The organism is Shimazuella soli (assembly GCF_022511585.1).
Classification (GTDB): domain Bacteria; phylum Bacillota; class Bacilli; order Thermoactinomycetales; family Thermoactinomycetaceae; genus Shimazuella; species Shimazuella soli.
This window is the reverse complement of sequence record NZ_JAKWBN010000005.1, coordinates 174,362-191,993: the sequence shown is the minus strand read 5'-3', so window position 1 is coordinate 191,993 and position 17,632 is coordinate 174,362. Positions and strand designations below refer to the sequence as shown.

The 17,632-nt window shown below is 38.5% G+C and carries 20 protein-coding genes and 1 pseudogene; 4 read left to right on the top strand and 17 right to left on the bottom strand.

From position 1 onward, the window contains the following. Window positions 1-213 precede the first annotated feature (213 nt). Both MK805_RS12890 and MK805_RS12885 read left to right on the top strand, forming a co-directional pair. Window positions 214-1,233, top strand: a complete 1,020-nt coding sequence (locus MK805_RS12890) for an NADH:flavin oxidoreductase/NADH oxidase (protein WP_240876302.1) — start codon at window positions 214-216, stop codon at window positions 1,231-1,233. Between the two features lie 221 nt (window positions 1,234-1,454). Further along, a complete protein-coding gene (locus MK805_RS12885; protein WP_240876301.1) occupies window positions 1,455-3,284 on the top strand; it encodes an APC family permease in 1,830 nt (609 codons plus the stop codon). A 77-nt stretch (window positions 3,285-3,361) separates the two neighbouring features. Here MK805_RS12885 and MK805_RS12880 read toward each other — a convergent pair whose 3' ends face one another. From MK805_RS12880 to MK805_RS12860, 5 genes are all read right to left on the bottom strand, one after another. Continuing rightward, on the bottom strand, window positions 3,362-3,505 hold the full coding sequence (locus tag MK805_RS12880) for a hypothetical protein (RefSeq protein ID WP_240876300.1): 144 nt from the start codon (window positions 3,503-3,505) through the stop codon (window positions 3,362-3,364). A 361-nt stretch (window positions 3,506-3,866) separates the two neighbouring features. After that, complete coding sequence (locus tag MK805_RS12875) at window positions 3,867-4,643, bottom strand: arylamine N-acetyltransferase family protein (protein ID WP_240876299.1); 777 nt, start codon at window positions 4,641-4,643, stop codon at window positions 3,867-3,869. 188 nt (window positions 4,644-4,831) lie between these two features. After that, the gene (locus tag MK805_RS12870) at window positions 4,832-5,008 is read right to left on the bottom strand and encodes a hypothetical protein (protein ID WP_240876298.1); all 177 of its coding nucleotides are present in this window, start codon (window positions 5,006-5,008) and stop codon (window positions 4,832-4,834) included. Between the two features lie 22 nt (window positions 5,009-5,030). Continuing rightward, window positions 5,031-5,354, bottom strand: a complete 324-nt coding sequence (locus MK805_RS12865; protein ID WP_240876297.1) for a hypothetical protein — start codon at window positions 5,352-5,354, stop codon at window positions 5,031-5,033. Between the two features lie 97 nt (window positions 5,355-5,451). Next, a complete protein-coding gene (locus tag MK805_RS12860) occupies window positions 5,452-5,751 on the bottom strand; it encodes a helix-turn-helix domain-containing protein (RefSeq protein WP_338057505.1) in 300 nt (99 codons plus the stop codon). A 318-nt stretch (window positions 5,752-6,069) separates the two neighbouring features. Between MK805_RS12860 and MK805_RS12855 the strand changes: the two genes are divergently transcribed. Beyond that, entirely contained in the window at window positions 6,070-6,648 is a 579-nt protein-coding gene (locus MK805_RS12855; RefSeq protein ID WP_240876296.1) for a TetR/AcrR family transcriptional regulator, read from the top strand. Between the two features lie 128 nt (window positions 6,649-6,776). Continuing rightward, the gene (locus tag MK805_RS12850; RefSeq protein WP_240876295.1) at window positions 6,777-7,232 is read left to right on the top strand and encodes a hypothetical protein; all 456 of its coding nucleotides are present in this window, start codon (window positions 6,777-6,779) and stop codon (window positions 7,230-7,232) included. 550 nt (window positions 7,233-7,782) lie between these two features. On the opposite strand, the gene MK805_RS12845 is transcribed toward MK805_RS12850, so the two are convergent. From MK805_RS12845 to MK805_RS12790, 12 genes and pseudogenes are all read right to left on the bottom strand, one after another. Then, window positions 7,783-8,022 (bottom strand): hypothetical protein, encoded by a 240-nt coding sequence (locus MK805_RS12845; RefSeq protein ID WP_240876294.1) that lies wholly within the window; start codon window positions 8,020-8,022, stop codon window positions 7,783-7,785. Between the two features lie 93 nt (window positions 8,023-8,115). After that, complete coding sequence (locus tag MK805_RS12840; protein WP_240876293.1) at window positions 8,116-8,682, bottom strand: MFS transporter; 567 nt, start codon at window positions 8,680-8,682, stop codon at window positions 8,116-8,118. Further along, complete coding sequence (locus tag MK805_RS12835; RefSeq protein WP_240876292.1) at window positions 8,679-10,148, bottom strand: FAD-binding oxidoreductase; 1,470 nt, start codon at window positions 10,146-10,148, stop codon at window positions 8,679-8,681. Before MK805_RS12835 ends, MK805_RS12840 begins: the two co-directional genes overlap by 4 nt. 235 nt (window positions 10,149-10,383) lie before the next feature. Then, on the bottom strand, window positions 10,384-10,839 hold the full coding sequence (locus MK805_RS12830) for a hypothetical protein (protein ID WP_240876291.1): 456 nt from the start codon (window positions 10,837-10,839) through the stop codon (window positions 10,384-10,386). Between the two features lie 176 nt (window positions 10,840-11,015). After that, window positions 11,016-11,192, bottom strand: coding sequence for a hypothetical protein (locus MK805_RS12825; protein WP_240876290.1), 177 nt, complete (start codon window positions 11,190-11,192; stop codon window positions 11,016-11,018). A 118-nt stretch (window positions 11,193-11,310) separates the two neighbouring features. Continuing rightward, a pseudogene (locus MK805_RS12820) lies at window positions 11,311-11,670 on the bottom strand (ATP-binding cassette domain-containing protein); the annotation flags it as partial. Beyond that, window positions 11,670-12,308, bottom strand: coding sequence for a TetR/AcrR family transcriptional regulator (locus tag MK805_RS12815; protein ID WP_240876289.1), 639 nt, complete (start codon window positions 12,306-12,308; stop codon window positions 11,670-11,672). The gene MK805_RS12815 and the pseudogene MK805_RS12820, both read right to left, overlap by 1 nt. A gap of 382 nt (window positions 12,309-12,690) precedes the next feature. Continuing rightward, a complete protein-coding gene (locus tag MK805_RS12810) occupies window positions 12,691-13,680 on the bottom strand; it encodes an NADP-dependent oxidoreductase (protein ID WP_240876288.1) in 990 nt (329 codons plus the stop codon). Between the two features lie 65 nt (window positions 13,681-13,745). Further along, a complete protein-coding gene (locus MK805_RS12805) occupies window positions 13,746-14,006 on the bottom strand; it encodes an ArsR/SmtB family transcription factor (protein WP_420833074.1) in 261 nt (86 codons plus the stop codon). Window positions 14,007-14,080: 74 nt separating this feature from the next. Further along, window positions 14,081-14,968 (bottom strand): formyltetrahydrofolate deformylase, encoded by an 888-nt coding sequence (gene purU / locus MK805_RS12800; RefSeq protein WP_240876286.1) that lies wholly within the window; start codon window positions 14,966-14,968, stop codon window positions 14,081-14,083. A 294-nt stretch (window positions 14,969-15,262) separates the two neighbouring features. Then, window positions 15,263-16,600, bottom strand: coding sequence for a hypothetical protein (locus MK805_RS12795; RefSeq protein ID WP_240876285.1), 1,338 nt, complete (start codon window positions 16,598-16,600; stop codon window positions 15,263-15,265). A gap of 144 nt (window positions 16,601-16,744) precedes the next feature. Beyond that, window positions 16,745-17,605, bottom strand: coding sequence for a fructosamine kinase family protein (locus MK805_RS12790; protein ID WP_240876284.1), 861 nt, complete (start codon window positions 17,603-17,605; stop codon window positions 16,745-16,747). Window positions 17,606-17,632: the final 27 nt, after the last annotated feature.

Here is a 17,632-nt window from a genome sequence, read left to right as displayed (position 1 = left end):
TCCACTCCTTTCAAATATTCACTTACTACCTTCATTTTGAACGTTGCCTCATATGTTTTCTTCATGAAAAATGCACCCCTTTGAAGTTAGATTTGTTGGTCTAACTTTTGGGGTGCACATCATAGAAGATGGGTTTTTTATATTCACTTACAATTAATTAGTGAATATGTTAAAGTAAGAGGGTGCATGTTAAAGACGAAAGGAGATAATACAATGAGTAACCTCGGCCGTACCTTCCAACTCAAAAACTTCGAGCTTAAAAATAGAATAGTCATGCCTCCCATGTGCCAATATTCCGTTGAAGCAAAAGACGGCAAGCCAAACGATTGGCATTTTGTCCACTATGTTTCCCGTGCTGTTGGCGGAACAGGACTGATCATCATGGAAATGACAGATATTGAACCAGACGGACGAATCAGCGATTATGACCTAGGGCTATGGTCAGATGAGCAAATTCCATCCTTTCGCCGGATCATCGATGAAGTACATAAATATGGAGCCAAAATAGGCATCCAAATTGCCCATGCTGGCAGAAAGGCAGAAGATGCAGCCGTACCGCTATCCTCATCTCCAATCGCAGCGAATAAACATTATAGACAACCGAGAGCATTGACTACAGCAGAAGTAAAAGAACGGGTGCAGATGTTCAAAGAAGCTGCTGTCCGTGCCATAAAAGCTGGAGTTGACACGATCGAAGTCCATGGTGCCCATGGTTATTTGATTCATCAGTTTCACTCCCCGGGAATTAACCAAAGGGATGATGAATACGGGCAAGACTTAGCTTTATTTGGCGTAGAGGTCATTCAAGCGATCAAAAGTGTGATGCCAGAAGGAATGCCACTGATCATGCGGATATCTGCTGTTGAGTACATGGATGGTGGTTATGATCTGGAACATAGCATTGAACTATGCCGCCGTTATCAAGCAGCAGGCGTAGATATGTTTGATGTCAGCAGCGGAGGCGAAGGACCTACTGGTAAGAAGAAACCTGCAAATCATCCCGGATACCAAGTCCCTTATGCAAGAGCGATCAAACAAGCTCTGCAAATACCCGTCATCGCCGTCGGCATCCTCGATGATCCAGCACTTGCAGAAGCGACCATCGCCAACAAAGATGCGGACTTAGTTGCCATTGGGCGGGCAATGTTGCGTGACCCATATTGGGCATTACATGCACTAGAAGGTGAGGAACGAAAAAGCCTAATACCAAGACAATATGAACGTGGTTTTTGAATCACTCCATATACTTTTCCAATAAACCTTTTGATGCAATTTTCCATTGCGCGAAAGGTTTATTGTTTTTTATAGCAAAATAGCTAGTTTATCTGATCATTTGAATCTTTACCAAGAATCAAAAATGGGACATCCATACAAATGGTATAATGCTTGTTAAGGTGCTAAAGATATATTATGTTTATCTGATCTGGAGTTGAAGAAATGATGGAGGGAAATGAATGTTTAAGAAATTCAAACGGCTTATAATCGGTAAACCGATGAAATCTACTGAAGCACAGGAACAAAAGTTAAGCAATGCAAAGGCTTTAGCGATTCTTTCTTCGGACGCTCTCTCTTCCATCGCCTATGGTCCAGAGCAGATCTTGATCGTGCTAGCGAGTATTAGCGTCATCGCTTTTTGGTACTCCTTACCAATTGCAGTTGGTGTACTTATTCTTTTAGCTGCTCTGATCCTCTCTTACAGGCAAATCATCTACGCCTACCCGGGTGGCGGTGGCGCTTATATGGTGGCCAAGGAAAATTTAGGAACGAAGTTCGGTCTGTTTGCAGGAGGATCATTATTAATTGACTATGTATTAACCGTAGCAGTAAGCGTTTCCTCAGGTACAGATGCGATTTCTTCCACTTTTCCTGAGTTGCATCCATATCGTGTATGGATTGCAGTAGGAATGGTAATCTTTATTACCTTAGTAAACTTAAGAGGTCTAACCGAATCAGCTTCCATTTTGGCATATCCCGTATACGCCTTTGTCATCGCCCTTGCGGTCTTGATTATTACTGGACTTTATCAGATTTTAACTGGCCATGTATCTGCGCAAATACATCCAGCAATAGGTACTCCGGTCATGGGGATTAGTTTATTTCTCATCTTAAAAGCGTTTTCTTCTGGGTGTTCGGCTCTTACTGGAGTAGAGGCAATGTCCAATGCTGTTCCGAACTTTAAAGACCCTGCTCCAAAAAATGCTGCACTTACCCTATCCGTTATGGGAATCATTTTAGGACTGCTTTTTACAGGAATCGTCTTTTTATGTTATTGGTACGGCATTGCACCTCAAGAAAAAGAAACAGTTCTCTCTAAGTTGAGCTCATCGGTATTCGGACGAAACATTTTCTACTATATTATTCAAGCAGCAACTGCACTTATTTTAATCCTAGCAGCTAACACTGGTTTCGCCGCATTTCCATTACTAGCATTTAATTTGTCAAAGGATAAATATATGCCCCGTGCTTTTAAAGTGAGAGGGGACCGACTGGGATACTCCAATGGAATTATCACCCTTGCATTGGCATCGATCTTCTTAATTATCGTCTTTAAAGGGAATACGGAAAATCTGATTCCTCTTTATGCGGTTGGTGTTTTTTTACCCTTTTCACTCTCGCAAACAGGCATGATCGTCAAATGGCTCAAAACAAAACCGAAAGGATGGATGGGAAAACTAGCGATCAACCTTACAGGAGCATTGATCTGTTATTTGATTCTCGCCATCTTTTTTATCACGAAATTTGGGCAGGTGTGGATGAGTCTCATCTTTATCCCACTGGCTGTTTACATCTTCCATAAAATCCACAAACACTACACGGCTGTTGGAAATCAATTAAAAACAGATATATCCGAGAAACTCAGTACCATTACGAGCGGAAAAAATATAGTAATTGTCCCTATCGCTGGAATCACAAAAGTAGTAAAACAATCCATCTTATATGCAAAATCATTATCGGATAATGTAGTAGCTGTTTATGTTGGTTCCAGTCAAGAATCGATTAAAGAGTTGGAAAAAGATTGGAGAAAATGGGATACCGGGGTAAAATTTGTCGGCTTGATGTCTCCTTATCGCAGCGTCCTTACCCCGCTCAGTCAATTTATCGATGTAGTCAAAGAAAAAGCAGATGCATCTCATTCACAAGTCACCGTTATCATGCCGCAGTTTATCGCTAAGAGATGGTGGCAAAGATTTCTCCATAACCAATCCGGTTTTCTCATCATGGCGAATGTACTTCGCAGGAGAAATATTATTGTGACGATTGTTCCTTATCAGCTGGAGGAATAAGTTCACTCGCAAAGCCAAATGCCCAGAAGTCAAGGCATTTGGCTTTTTTCCTACTATAGGAAACTTATATGATATGGTTAGATCAAACTGTTTTCCTCTTTCCAGCTTTTGCTTAATCCTAGTTGCCAGAGTGGATGCTGCTCGACCTTCGATCTCCTCTCCGTCGAAGCGAACAATAGGTTCATCGTCAGAGAAAAACGTAACTCGACAGTGCTTTTCATCTACGGTAGCCACAACGGTAGTAGACGACATAATATCCCCTTGTTCCATTGTATTGGTTCGCTAGCTTACAAATATAGTATAAAAAAAATTCTAGCAAGATGAAAGCTAAACTAAGGGGCTCAGGAGAGATACGGAGGATATAAACCCCATTAAAAATTGCTGAAAGGATGGTCATCATCGTTAATCATTCAAAAACAATTATCTGGGAACATACTTTGAAAGGAGGTATTGTAGTTGATACATTTCTCCGAAATTAATCCTCCAGACAACTAATTCACATGAAAAGGGATAGATCCATAACGAATACATTCCTTTTAACTTTCTCTTTTTTAACCTATTCATTGCGGACGAACAATCCCATTACAACCCGAAATACTGTTTGCGCATTGCTTTGAATTTGACTTTGTCCACTTTCTCTTTTGTAACCACCCCATCCCTCCATTGAGTAAAAGAACTGTCGGTTAAAGTTATACTTCCTTCGTTTGTAAGTCGTGTGATTAAAGGATTTTTGTTAAATCGAGATTCTTGATTTTCGGCAATAATCGTTTGAATTTCATTGAATTCCGAGACATCGGTTGTGATTTTGTTGGAATAAAAAGCATATCCTACTCTCCAATCCGAATCTTTATACTTCAATTTCATCTCAAATACATAATCCCCATGTTCACCATTATTTTTTTTGATCCGAAACTGCCCATTACTAGAAGTTACGATCTCACCTGATAAAGGGACAGGCTTTAATGGCAAATTCCCTCCAAAACCCGTATCGATTAAGTATATTCGCCCCTCATAAGTAACTAGAATCGTCACATGAGTCCTTCCGAGAGTTGGATACTCTTGAGCAGTATGATCGTAGACAATACCGCTTGCCAAGACTGCGTCAAAACCGTTTTCGATTAAAAAGAAGTAAAAAATCGAATTCAATTCATAGCAGAGACCTCCCTCTCTTCTTACAAGTATTTTACTAATTAGGTTTTCTTTCGTAATATCGCGAATTCGATTTTCCATAATGCATAAATTTTCAAACGGGATATTTTTTGCTGTTTTTTCAAGGATATTATCCAATTTTTCAAATGTAATCTTTTCATTTTTCGGTATACCAATTCTGCTGCGAAATAGAGCATCCAGCTCACCCATTGATCATTCCCCCATAAGGATTTCTTTAAGTAATAATACTCAAAAATACTTACTTAGAATTTGTTTAATATTAAAAACAGTGATCTAAAACAAATCTTGAAGAATGCATTAGCAATTTATGTTATTTAAAATGATCCTGAAGCATCTCATAAAAAAGATGTATCCACAACGAATACATTCCATTAAATCTAAACTTTTTCTTTATTGCTCCATACAACTTTCTTCCATTCCAGCGCATTGCTCTGTTGTTCTTTCTTCGGGGGTTTTGGTGGTACACAACTACAGGGATAGTCTTTTGTAAATGAACATCCCTCTGCAATCAAAAGAAAGGAAATACATAATAACAGAATCAGCCTTTTATTCACATCAACGCCACCTTTCTTAAAATTAGGGACACGTTGTAAATAGATCAAAAAATCCATCACAGCCTAGTCTCTCTCGATTACTGCCTTGAAAAATTTCTTTCTTTAACTCTCGAAATACGTCCAAAATCGAATTATCTTTATTTGCTTCGATTTCTTGCTGTGTCACATCTGTTCCTTTTCCCTCTTTGATTAGCTCTTCTTGTTGTTCATGAACTACTGGCTGATCAAACTTAACTGGAGAGCATGCGGAAATCGAAGTAATAATCATTCCCACTACAAATACAAAGTAAAGGTATTTTTTTGTAAACAAATCAAATCCCTCAAATGTTGTTTCAATTGTATACAAAAAGAAAATCTTATAAGTTCATTAAATTCCTTATACTATTGTATCAAAAATCCCACTCTTCTTTATAAGAATAACTTTTTGGTATTTTCCTCACCATCTAATAAGGATGTTCAAATGGGTTATATGAGAAATAGCGTTGAAAAGCATCGGCAAGATGTTTGAGTGTGTTTTGCAGGGAAGTGGAATCGACTTCTTTCAACCACACGAACTCTCGCTTTTTCTCCGTTAAGACACGGGAACAAATGGAATAGGTCAGCCCTTTTCCACTTGTTTGATACGCTTTGTTCCATTCGCCAAGAAAATGATTGAATACAAAACGGCTACAGCCAATGGATTTATTGATCATTGTCGCCTGTGTTTTGGTTGGTCGAAGACGGTAAGAAAAAGCTTTATACATAGGATCACCCCCCTGTTGGAATTTTGCGAATATCATAGACCGTATGTTCGTCACTTGTCAAGATTTTCTAAAAAATAGTCAAACTTATAGGAGACAAAAAGATATCCATGTCTGAGTTCGCTATTATCCCACGATTTTAAACCGTGGGTTTCCTCGCTCGTAATGTTATAAATTTGCCTTTTGACATTAAACTTCTAGTAACAAAAACCCATTGAATATCGTATTAACTGTCGTACCACGTGTTTAACTTGACGTAATGGGAAGACTCTGCTTTAATGTGAATGAATTAAATAATATTCATTCACAGGAGAGGGTCTATTGAAGGATAAAAAAGCGGATATTTTCCAAAGTGGAAAAGAGTTATTCTTGACAAAAGGGTTTAAAGATACGAATATTTCCGACATCGCTAAAAATGCTGGGATTGGAGTAGGTACGTTTTATAACTACTATTCATCAAAAGAAAAACTGTTTGTAGAAATCTACACCAAAGAAAATGAGCAGCTGAAAAAGGCGATCATGGAATCTCTTGATCTGAATCAAGATCCTGTTTCAATTGTAAAAAAAATAGTAGAGCGAAACATAGATGCCATCCATGCAAATCCAATACTGAAAGAATGGTATAACCCAGATTTTTTTCGCAAATTAGAAAAAATCTACCATAAAGAAAGTGGAGAGAGTAATGATTCCTTGCCTAATATATATAAGGAATTATTTAAGAAATGGAAAATGGAGGGCCGAATAAGAGAAGATATAGATGATGAACTGCTGCTCGCTTTTTTTGATTCATTAGTCTATATCGATACACACAAGGAAGAAATCGGGATTCAACATTTTCCGCAAATTATTTTGTATTTAGCTGAATTCATCATAAAGGGTGTAACTGATTTCCAAAAATAGGATATGGTCATCCTTGTTTTTTTAGCTATAAATGAATGAATTAAATAATATTCATTCACAATCGCATCTTGACTTGTCAGTAAATTGGTTGTTTCACAGTTTGCAAAAAATTGAATGGGGTGAATATTATGGAATGGATTACAAACACTCAATCAAAGAAATCGGCTATTTTTGCAATGTACGCTGGTCTTGTGCTTACCGTCATCACGATGATCATCTTGTATGTTGACCATGCTACTATCAACGTACTGGCAAACCACATCAAGACCAGCTACCCTTCGTACAGTCAATCGCGAATCGACTCAGCAGTTATGCTTTACCTTATCTATTTGTCCATCATCGGAGTGATGGGCATCATCAGTTGGCTTAACGTGATTTGGGGCGCCAAAAAAGACAAACCATGGACCCGATGGGCGGCAACCGGGATGTTCATACTCGGCACGATCATTGCTCTGTTCAATCTGCTTGTAAAAGACACTTCTGGAGACACTGGCCTGCCGCCGTTATTAGGTTTAATTGGGTTGCTACCGTGCATAGCAGGACTCTTGGTGGTCATCTTGATATGGAGAACACCGAAAGCATAAGCTCCATACTTTCGACAAATGCAAAAAATCAAAGAAACAAATAAGTTTTAAGGTAATGTTGCAGGGGCTGATTCAGAGGTTGTTGCTGATTTATCAACTGCTATTAGTAGCGCTTGGATAGGGTTTATACGAACTGGCAATCCTGGTGTTTCTATCCCATGGCCACCTTATGAACCAAATCAGAGGAAAACCATGCGATATGCTTCTGTTATTGGTCCTGTAGGTGACTTAGCTGACATAAATCGCTTCTAAAAAATAGAATAACTATCAGATGAGTTTACAGGAAAATGCTATGCTGTTTATGAGTTGAATTTCAATTGAGTAAAAATTAGGGATTCATAATGAATAGAACAAATTAACCAACTGATGAACGCACAAGCAGTTGGTTAATTTGTATCGTTTTGATAATGTGAGCCCAAATATTGATTTCTATATAAACAGTAAAAGAGCCATTCTAAAAAGAACGACTCTCCTTTATATAAATTTTCTTATTATCGGGCATCTGAACAACCGAAGCTGTTCAGACTCGCTAGGATTTTAACTCCCAGCTTTAACGACCCTGTTGGAAAGCCTCCATGATGCATGCCAGATAAGCATCATAAGGGATAGGATGAGAAGCATCGAGGCGGACGCCTAGCAGCTCCTCGCATTTGGCGTTCATTACCAGATAGACCTCACCCTCACTACTTTTCCAGTAGTAAGTTTCAATTTCTTCGACCGTACTGGCATTGGCCTTGATCAAATCGATACCAGCTTGGAGAATTTGATCGCTGGCACTTGCTTCAACCACGGAGTCTCCATCTTGCTCAGAGCCTACTTATTTTTTAGAATAGCATAATCGTTTAAAATACGCATTACTTATCCGCAAGCACCTAAGGATTCATCAAACCTTTTCTATCGAAAGCTTACTTTTTGCTTTTGTTTTGCTATTTCTTCCAATCATCCAAGCACTCACCCCATACAAAACAGCACTTATATAAAATAAAACGTCAATGGTCAGCCAGTCGATCATATAGCCTCCCACAATAACTGCAAATCCAGAGGCAATCGATGTCCAGAAGTGATAATTACCGATATCTTTTCCTCGATCCCCTTTGGTTGTATGGTCTGCTAATAATACCCGCTCACTCGTTCTCTGCATCGCATTACATATTCCCATCAAAAGTTGAAGGACGATTACCCATGCAAAGTGAAGTACCCATGGAAAAGCAACCATAGCGATCATCATTCCAATGGAGCTGAGTACTAGTATTTCATGCGCCCTGCTGTCAAGACGTGATGCTAAAACTTGGGAAGTGATAGCAGAACTCAGCGTAAAAACTGCAAAAGCTAGTCCATATTTGGAATAACTATTTCCTAAATTTTTCAAAAATAAGAGATAATATGGATAGATCATCCCGGATGCTAATGTCACTATACTTTGTGACCGGATGAGCCATTTTATTTTCATGACCCACTCTCCTTTACATATTGTTGATAAAAATAGTTCATGAACAAATGGTCAGGGTCATATTGATTCTTTTTTTGATAGAATCGCTGATAGTTCGGATAGGCTCGTTGATACTGTTTGACAGTTGGATAAGGTGCATAGGGAAGATAGTAGGTTCCATGATACTTCTCTGCAACATCTATGATTTGCTGTATATGCCCTCGAAACGCTTTTTGTCCTTTATCATCAAGAGAAACATGGAACAGACAGACAAGGGCAAACATATCCGAATTTGCATAAGATAATGTCGCTTCTTGATCTTTATTCACATACCGAACGGTTATATTTAATAGATTTACATTTGAACCCTTTAACACTTTTCTCATATCCGCAACAAATGGTGCAAACTGGTGAACAGGGATAAAGTACTCTTGCAGCAAATCATTTTCTCCTATCCCTTTATACTCCATAAATTCACTTTCTGAACGCATGACATTATTGCGGCTTATGAGTTTATTATTTTGAGAAAAGATAAACTTTCGTTGTAACTTCCAAAACACTTCTTTTCCCCAATCGAAATTTCGGTTTATCTGAAATCCTATTTTAGAAGGAATGATCCATTTTTCTCGTTCTTCCAACTGATTGTATTTTGTAAAAGGCACAGATTTTTCTTGTTTATAATTCAAGACATACATATCTTGAAGGAAATTACTTGGTGCAATGGAGATTCTCGCAATATGCATCCGCATCTTAGGATTCCCTTTGACTTGTTGAAGAAAATAATCGGTGTAATGATCTACCGAAACCGAACCGGTCGTCATGCGATAAAGTTCGTCATCTGTCAAGGTGAGGGTCACATCTAAAATCACACCATACAAACCAAATCCCCCAAGGACTAACGGGAACAAATCAGCGTTTTCCGTCCTGCTGACCTGAATAATCTTCCCCTCTGCTGTCAACAAGCGAAAAGATTCCACACTTTTTATCATCGAACCATTGCGAATATCTCTTCCATGCGCATTAATACTGATCGAACCGCCTACTGTAAAAATATTTTGCGATTGCATCGTTTTAATTGATAGATGGTAAGGATTAATTTTTTCTTGGATTTCCTTCCAAGTTGCCCCGGCTTGTACCGTGATTTTCTTCTTTGCTGGGTCAAAAGCAAGAATTTTATTGTAGGAAGTCATATCAATGACAATCCCATCTTTATAGTACGTATGCCCACCTTGGCTATGTCGTTGACCTGCGATCGAAATTGTCAGATGTTTTCTCTTCGCTTCTTTTATTAATTGGATCAACTGTTCTTTTTCTTTTCCAGCTACCACTTTTTCTACTTTAACGGGATGAAGCCGACTATAATCGGTTATCAAATACGGATCTTGATCTAACGCATCTGTATATTTATAATTCCATAGGCACAATGTGAAAAGCAAAACAAAAGCGATAGTCTCTTTTTTCCAGAGTAAACGTAATTTCTGATCCATACTCCCTCCTGTGAAATAGATTTTTATTTTTTCATTAAGTCTAATTAGTATAAATACACTTAATAAGTGTAATTTTACACTTTTGAAGCAAATTGTCAATAGTATATACAAAAAAATAAGAATACTCACCTCTTTTAAGGCGGGTATTCTTATTTTGTATATTTAAACAAAATCAAAAATCGTCGCGCCCCGTGAAGTGAGTGGATCTTCGATCCATTCAACCCACGGGATTGCGTCACGCCTCAGGCTGCGACACGGACTTCAAGCGCCTCTCGCCCGCCTTCACGTACCCAGGGTGCAGCTTCTGAAGGGCCGCGAACAGCGGAGTCTCACTCAGACCGGCCTCGACCAGAGGATCCATCATGTTGAGGGTCGAATACATCAGGTTGTCGCTCGCCTTCTCGTACGCGAAAGCGACGTAGCTCACCCCCTCCCGCAAGTCAGGGTCATCCAGGAGGGCCTTCTCTTCGGAGACCCCGCGGCTCGTCTTCCACATGAGGATCTTGATGCTTTCCAGGATCCTGTCGATCACGTACTTGGCGTCGTGGATCCAGTTCTCGGAGGAAGTCTCCGGTGAGGTGAGTGCGTCGAGCACTTCCTTGAGTTCGTCGGAAGCGTCGAAGCTGAGCAGAAGCGATCCATCCGGCTTCTGCTCGACGACAATGATGCTGAGTGCAGTGGGCATGGTCATTCGAAAACTCCCTGTTGACGTGACACTTAGTTTGCCACTTTAATTATAAAGTAAGTTTCCAAATGAGTAAATGTTCATGATGTTCAATTACCTCCCGAGTGCAATCCACATTATTTTATCTATTTGATTTGGAACTGTAGAAAGATCATGACCACCCATAACCCCTTTTTAGATTTTTAAATCGGTAGATCTTTTCGCTTGAAAATAATGGTTGCTAAACCAAACAAAATAATAGCGGAAACAGCCAAGCCAAAGGACAGAGGGGCAACATTCACCGAACCGTCCGCTATCTTCCCAGGATCAAAAGCATGGAAAATCGTGAAGTTACACAGCCAATCCAATTTCTCACTCACTTTCCCCACCACGTCAAGAATGAGAAACAAAATCGTAATGCCTGCTGATACGGATACTGCTCTTCGTTCATCATTAAATAGACAAGAAAAGAAAAAACTATAAGCACTGTAAACTAGGGTCGAATTGAAATCGCTCGATCAATTCCTCTTTCCGTTTCTTCTCCTTCAACCCCCTCATTTCGTAGATTAACTCTATCAGCTCTGAGCCATTCATATTTTCCATCAAAGAGATTTCCCCAGGGAGATATCCGACTGTTACTTGAATCTGAGCTGCATCTTTCCAACAATCCAGTCCATCTATTCTCGCTGTTCCTTTTGTCGGATGAAAAAAACCCATCAAATGGCGGATGGTAGTCGTCTTTCCCGCACCATTAGGACCTAGAAATACAAAAACTTCCCCTTCGTGAACCTCAAACTCGATGTCAAAGATTCCTTTCCCATTGGAAAAACGTTTGGTTAAACCTTCTAGCTGAATCATCACTTATCTTCCTTTCGATAAATGCCATTACGAAAAAGTTCTACCAAAAGCTCCGTCTCCTTCATCTTTTCTTTCCAATTTTTTAACCCCTTATCGGGTTGCCGTAATGCTTCTTTTACCATTTGCTGTGCCATGGATTCCAAGCTGAGATAGATGTAATGCAATGCTTTATCTCGATCGATATCGGTCCGAAAAACAGACCAATCGATTCCATCCATTAACATAGGTGTACGTAATTTTGCAGCTTCTGCCATCCTAGCTGCAAATGCTTCTGGAAATCGATGCTGTATATCTTCATATGCAGTGAGAATAAAACCATATACCAATGGTTCTTCTTCGCAGATTTGCAGCTTTGTTTTCGATAAAAATATCAACCGATCAAAAAAATCCGTCGGCAAATTAGTCAATCTGGGTTGATACAGCTCCCAAAATATATCAGTGCACTGATCATAAGTAGCTAGATAGAGATCTTTTTTGCTCTTAAAATAATGAAACAACAATCCCTTTGATATTCCAGCGTCTTGAATAATTTGATTGGTGGAAGCTTTGTCATACGTATGCTTTGTAAATTCTTTCATCGTAGCTTCAAATATCTTATTCCGCTTATCGATTGGGACTTGTTTATACAGATTTTGCAACGTCTCACCTCATTTGACCAAATGGTCGTTCTCCTTACTATAACACCTGTTGACCATATGGACAAACAGCAGTAAAAAAACGCCCAACCTAAGTTGAGACGTCTTTTGCAGAACATAAATTTTATGAATAAAGAGCGATCGGCCGACAGGTAGAGCGTGTACCTTCCAGGAACAGTGTGAATCTGCGTCCCACACTGATCACGGACATAGATCGCAAGTGTTTGAGGATGCTTCCCTGCGATACGCTTCATTACCCGCAGCCGATAGTTACAGCGCCTGACATTCTTACGCAAAACATCTCCTCGGTGAAGGGAGGGACGACATTGTCCTTAGTATAAATTTTATATGGTATATTTCTTATTTTCAATCGTGAAAATTAAATCTATAACTCTACCACTACTTTCCCTAAATACTTTCCTTTCAACAAATCCACAAAAGCCCTTGGAGCATTTTCCATTCCCTCTATACTCGCTTCTGTATACGTAATAGATCCTTCTTTTAGCCAAGTACTAAATTCAGCATTAAAATCAGCTGCACGATGAAGGTGATCTGTCACAACAAATCCTTGCAATTGAATTCTTTTGCCGATTGCTAATACTAAATTCGAAACACTCCCCATGGAACCAGATGGAGTAAGTACACTTCCACATAAAATAACTCTCCCAAAAGGATTCATTGCTTCGATAGCTGCTTCTAACTGCTCTCCACCGACATTATCAAAGTAAAGGTCAATTCCTTCTGGTGCTGATTGCCGCAGTTGTTCTGCTATAGAACCATCACGATAATTAAAGGCAGCATCAAAGCCTAATGTATGCTTTAAATAATCTACCTTTTCCTTTGATCCAGCGGAACCTATTACTCTTTTTGCTCCTTTTAAACGGGCAATCTGACCAGCAATGCTGCCAACAGAGCCAGCAGCATTAGAAACAAATACCGTATCACCTTTCTTCAGTTTCCCAATATCAAGCAAGCCAACATAGGATGTCAGACCGAGGCTTAAATGGGCAGATAAAGAGGGAAAAAGATGTGGGTCTATTTTACGAAAATCTTGCCCATTTCCGATAGCAAATTCTCGCCATCCAAAAGAGTGGCGAACAATATCACCAGCCTGCAAACTATCATATTTGGATTCTACCACTTCACCAATTGCATCCCCATACATCGATTCCCCTAGTTGGTAAAGCGGAATTGGCGCTTTCAAATCTTCCATCCGCATCCGCATTCCTGCATCAAGTGATAAGTACTTGTTTTTTACTAGTACTTCCCCGGTTTTTATCGGCCGCACAGGGACAGTTTCAATGGTAAAATCACTCTCTTGTATACCGTTCTTAGGACGTTTTACTAAATAAATTTCTTTTCCAATAACGCTCATAAGGACACCTCTTGATATAATAGTTAAATAACTATTGAACTATGGAATAAAAAGATAATCCTGAATTACAAAGTATCCAGGAAAGAAGGCAAATACTGCTCAAATATCGGAAAATTAAGCGAAACTAATTTCGATTGGGCTTCCTTGCGCACCTTGATCAAATGTGCCTCGCGAAGCGCACGAAAATGATAAGAAATATTCGCCTTAGATGTTTGGCATTTGTCACCTACCCCTCCAAATGTCATCTCTTTGTTATTTTGATACAGCATGCGGATGATTTCTAAGCGAGTCGGATCTGCCAAAGCTTTGAATATCTTTACTCTCATCTCATCTTCATTTATTAGTTCAATAGTCATAAAACTATTATAATAAAAGTTTTCAAAAACACAACATCAATTTTTTATCCAGGAAATACAATCGTCTTGTTCCCATGCACCAACACTTGATCGTTCACATGCCAAGAAACAGCACGAGCTAATACAATTCTCTCTACTTCACTTCCAATGCGAATTAAGTCCTCTGGTCTTTGGCGATGGCTGACACGCTGGACATCCTGCTCGATGATCGGCCCTTCATCTAACTCTTCTGTAACATAGTGTGCAGTAGCCCCAATGAGTTTGACCCCGCGGTCGAACGCTCGCTCATATGGATTTGCGCCAACAAATGCTGGTAAGAAAGAGTGATGAATGTTAATGATTTGATTCGAATACACATCGATCATGCTTTTCGGGATAATCTGCATATATCGCGCTAAAATGACCGTGTCCACTTCTTCTCTATGTAAAATTTCCAATTGTTCAAGCGCTGCGCCTTCACGAATCTCCCGCGTCACTGGGATATGATAATAAGGAAGTCCATATGGTTCCACCAATGGTTTACAATCAGGATGATTGCTGATCACTACTTTTATATCGGCGTCTAACTCTCCCATCCGCCATCTCCACAATAACTCCTGAAGACAATGGTCATACTTCGAGACGAATAATGCGATTTTCTTCTTATGAGAAGCCAGAGAAATCTTCCATTCCATGGCAAATCGATCTGCGATTGGCTGAAATTGTTCCTGTAAATAAGCTGCCTTCTCTTCTAATTCATCTAACTGAAAAGCAATGCGCATAAAAAAGATACCATTTTCCTGCTCTGTCGCATGCTGATCGGAGTGGATAATATTTGCTCCTTGTTGAAACAAAAATTGTGAAACTGCGGCAACTATCCCTGTTTGGTCGGCACAGGAAATAAGTAATCTGCCCACATCTTCTTGCTTTTTAGCGACTTTTTTTGTATGCAACGTTAATACATCCTCTCGATTCAATAATAATATTGGTGCCGGGTATCTCTTTTTTCCTGCTCTTTAACCTATATTAGGAAAATTACACCAGTTTGATAAATCTACCAAATAAATTCTAATTAACCAAAGATCTTGAACAAAGCCCACAAGTATAAACCTGTGGGCATTAGTTTTATACATAAATAAAAAGTAGTAACAAATACAAATTATAGTATAACAAGTACTAAGTAATTGTAAAAAAACAATTTATTCTAATATCCTTCAGAGTTAACCGCAAGGGATTAATCTTTCCCATTACCTATTTTCATCAAATCTTTTATTGTTTTTCACTTTTGGTTTAACTACATACCAAACCACTAAACCTAAAACAATGGACATAAAAATGATAAATACAAGAATTAGATATAGCAAGCCATACTTATGAAGATCAAACATAGATACTTTATCATTGACTTCAGAAGCATTAATACCAAGAAATGCAAATAGTACACTTGGTGGAATTGAAACAACAGAAATAAATGTCACAATGACTGTCCACAAAATCCGATGCGCTTCATCGTATTCTCTCTCAACAGAACTAATCTGTGCACTCTCATACATAACCATTTTTTCAATTCGATCAATTTTATTTGAAATAATAGCAATGCGTTTAGCTATTTCATTTGCTTCACTTAAGGCCGAATGGTAACTCTCTAATCTTAATGCAGGAACAACTAATCCAATGTTAGATGGTGATTCTACGTCAAGACTAATTGAAAGTTGCAATTGACTAAGTCTATGTGAAAGATGACTAAGTTTTTCTCGACGTTTTTTTAAATTATATATGCCTTTTTCATCTTCACGAATACTCTCTAATTCAAAATTCAATTCATCATGTATGTTTTTTAGCATTCCCACACAACCAACGAGTTGAATAGCGGAAATAAAAATACATTCTGACATATAGCCTTGGTGTCCACCAATAGCTGTTACAAAGGGGCCCATCCCACAAAAAGTATAAGGTCTGCGATTTAATTCAGTGGGATATATGATTCCACTATACTCCTTTCTATATGGTAGATCAGCTCTATACACTACACGTTGTATAAGATCTGTTGGTATATCTTCTGTTATAAATTCCTGACTGAAATTTATAATTTGATGATAGGATGAGTGAAAACCTTCTCCTTTTTTATTAATTACATTTTCAGCATCAAGATCATTAAACAATTCTAGTGGGGATAAAGTTTCTATTTGAAAATCATTGTAATAAAAGTCTTCCATAATAAGAATTAACGTATTGAGATTCGCTTGAAATGAAGCCTGAAAAACACTTACTACCTGGTTACTAGGTAAACAAAATAAATAAGCTTCCACTTCATCTAATTGATATCCATCTGTAGCTCGCTTAAATGTAACTCGATTTACATCGATTTTTTGAAAGGAAACTAATTTTGGAAATTGGTTGATATTCGATTGGTAAAATTTCTTCAACCGACCAAAATTAAATATCTTATCAACTAAAATGCCTCCTTGTACTTTTTCATAATCCATCTCCCAAGTTAACGAATACATCGTACTGAGCTTGTGATTTTTGCTCTTAATAAAGGGAGCAAAATGAATGTTGGAATTCATATCATTTAATTCAGACACCGTGATCCTCCAATTTATTTTATTCCCCATCAACGAAATTTTTAAAAATTTAATCCGTAAATGCTGTAGAAATAATAAATCAAAGGGAATAAAAACTTTCCATTATTCCCTCTGAGTCATTTGATAAATTTCTTTATTCATCAACTAAATGTACTTACCTAACACTTTATCTATCTCCTCACCATAAGACTCTCCAAAATAATTTAAATATACTAATAAATAGTATAACTGATATATTCCTTTCCGATCATTATATTCTATCTCTATGGGATTTATTTCCTCATATGCTTGATAAAACCTTGGAGAAAATCCGCCAAATAACTCTGTCATCGCAATATCTACTTCTCTATCTCCATAATTGACAGATGGATCAATGAAAACAGCCTCTCCTGTGGAACTGATAAACGTGTTTCCACTCCACATATCGCCGTGTAACAAAGAAGAGATTGGTTTTGCTGGGAGAAAATCTTCTAATCTATCCATTAGCTTTTCAAGCTTATGCAACCGATCAGCACAGAGATAACCTTTTTCTAGAGCGATTTCTTTTTGTATTTGTAACCGCTTGTCTCGAAAAAAAGAAATCCAATCATCAGACCATGCGTTTGGCTGAGGGTAGATTCCTAAGTAATTATCTTCTACAAATCCAAAAGCAGCATGAGTGGTTTGATGGAGTAAACCAAGTTTCCGTCCAAGTTCTTCTTCTCCCTTTTCAGACCTCACTCCAGCAGGAATCCACTCTAACCAAAGGTTTCCAACACCCGTCGCCTCATCAAACTGGTAGCTAAATACTTTTGGAACTCGCACACAGCAAGATAATGCGGACAATCCCATTGCTTCTTGGATAAAAAAGTTTTCCGGCATACTTGTATGCGCTTTCACAATGTACTTGTTTATATCCGTCTCCACATATGTTACTTGATTAATGCTGCCACCAGAAACCGCTTTTATCTCCCGTATACAAGTCCTGTCACCTAGCTCACGCAATGCTTCTAGCAAATGAGTCAATGAAGATTTCCTCCCTTTTTTTCTCCT

Coding starts and splice junctions, on each gene's coding strand:
- MK805_RS12860 (WP_338057505.1), bottom strand. CDS start 5,751: ATGTATAAAGCTTTTTCTTACCGTCTTCGACCAACCAAAACACAGGCG.
- MK805_RS12830 (WP_240876291.1), bottom strand. CDS start 10,839: ATGACCATGCCCACTGCACTCAGCATCATTGTCGTCGAGCAGAAGCCG.
- MK805_RS12840 (WP_240876293.1), bottom strand. CDS start 8,682: ATGAAAATAAAATGGCTCATCCGGTCACAAAGTATAGTGACATTAGCA.
- MK805_RS12805 (WP_420833074.1), bottom strand. CDS start 14,006: ATGAGAGTAAAGATATTCAAAGCTTTGGCAGATCCGACTCGCTTAGAA.
- MK805_RS12810 (WP_240876288.1), bottom strand. CDS start 13,680: ATGAGCGTTATTGGAAAAGAAATTTATTTAGTAAAACGTCCTAAGAAC.
- MK805_RS12875 (WP_240876299.1), bottom strand. CDS start 4,643: ATGGGTGAGCTGGATGCTCTATTTCGCAGCAGAATTGGTATACCGAAA.
- MK805_RS12835 (WP_240876292.1), bottom strand. CDS start 10,148: ATGGATCAGAAATTACGTTTACTCTGGAAAAAAGAGACTATCGCTTTT.
- MK805_RS12880 (WP_240876300.1), bottom strand. CDS start 3,505: ATGAAAAGCACTGTCGAGTTACGTTTTTCTCTGACGATGAACCTATTG.
- MK805_RS12890 (WP_240876302.1), top strand. CDS start 214: ATGAGTAACCTCGGCCGTACCTTCCAACTCAAAAACTTCGAGCTTAAA.
- MK805_RS12850 (WP_240876295.1), top strand. CDS start 6,777: ATGGAATGGATTACAAACACTCAATCAAAGAAATCGGCTATTTTTGCA.
- MK805_RS12885 (WP_240876301.1), top strand. CDS start 1,455: ATGTTTAAGAAATTCAAACGGCTTATAATCGGTAAACCGATGAAATCT.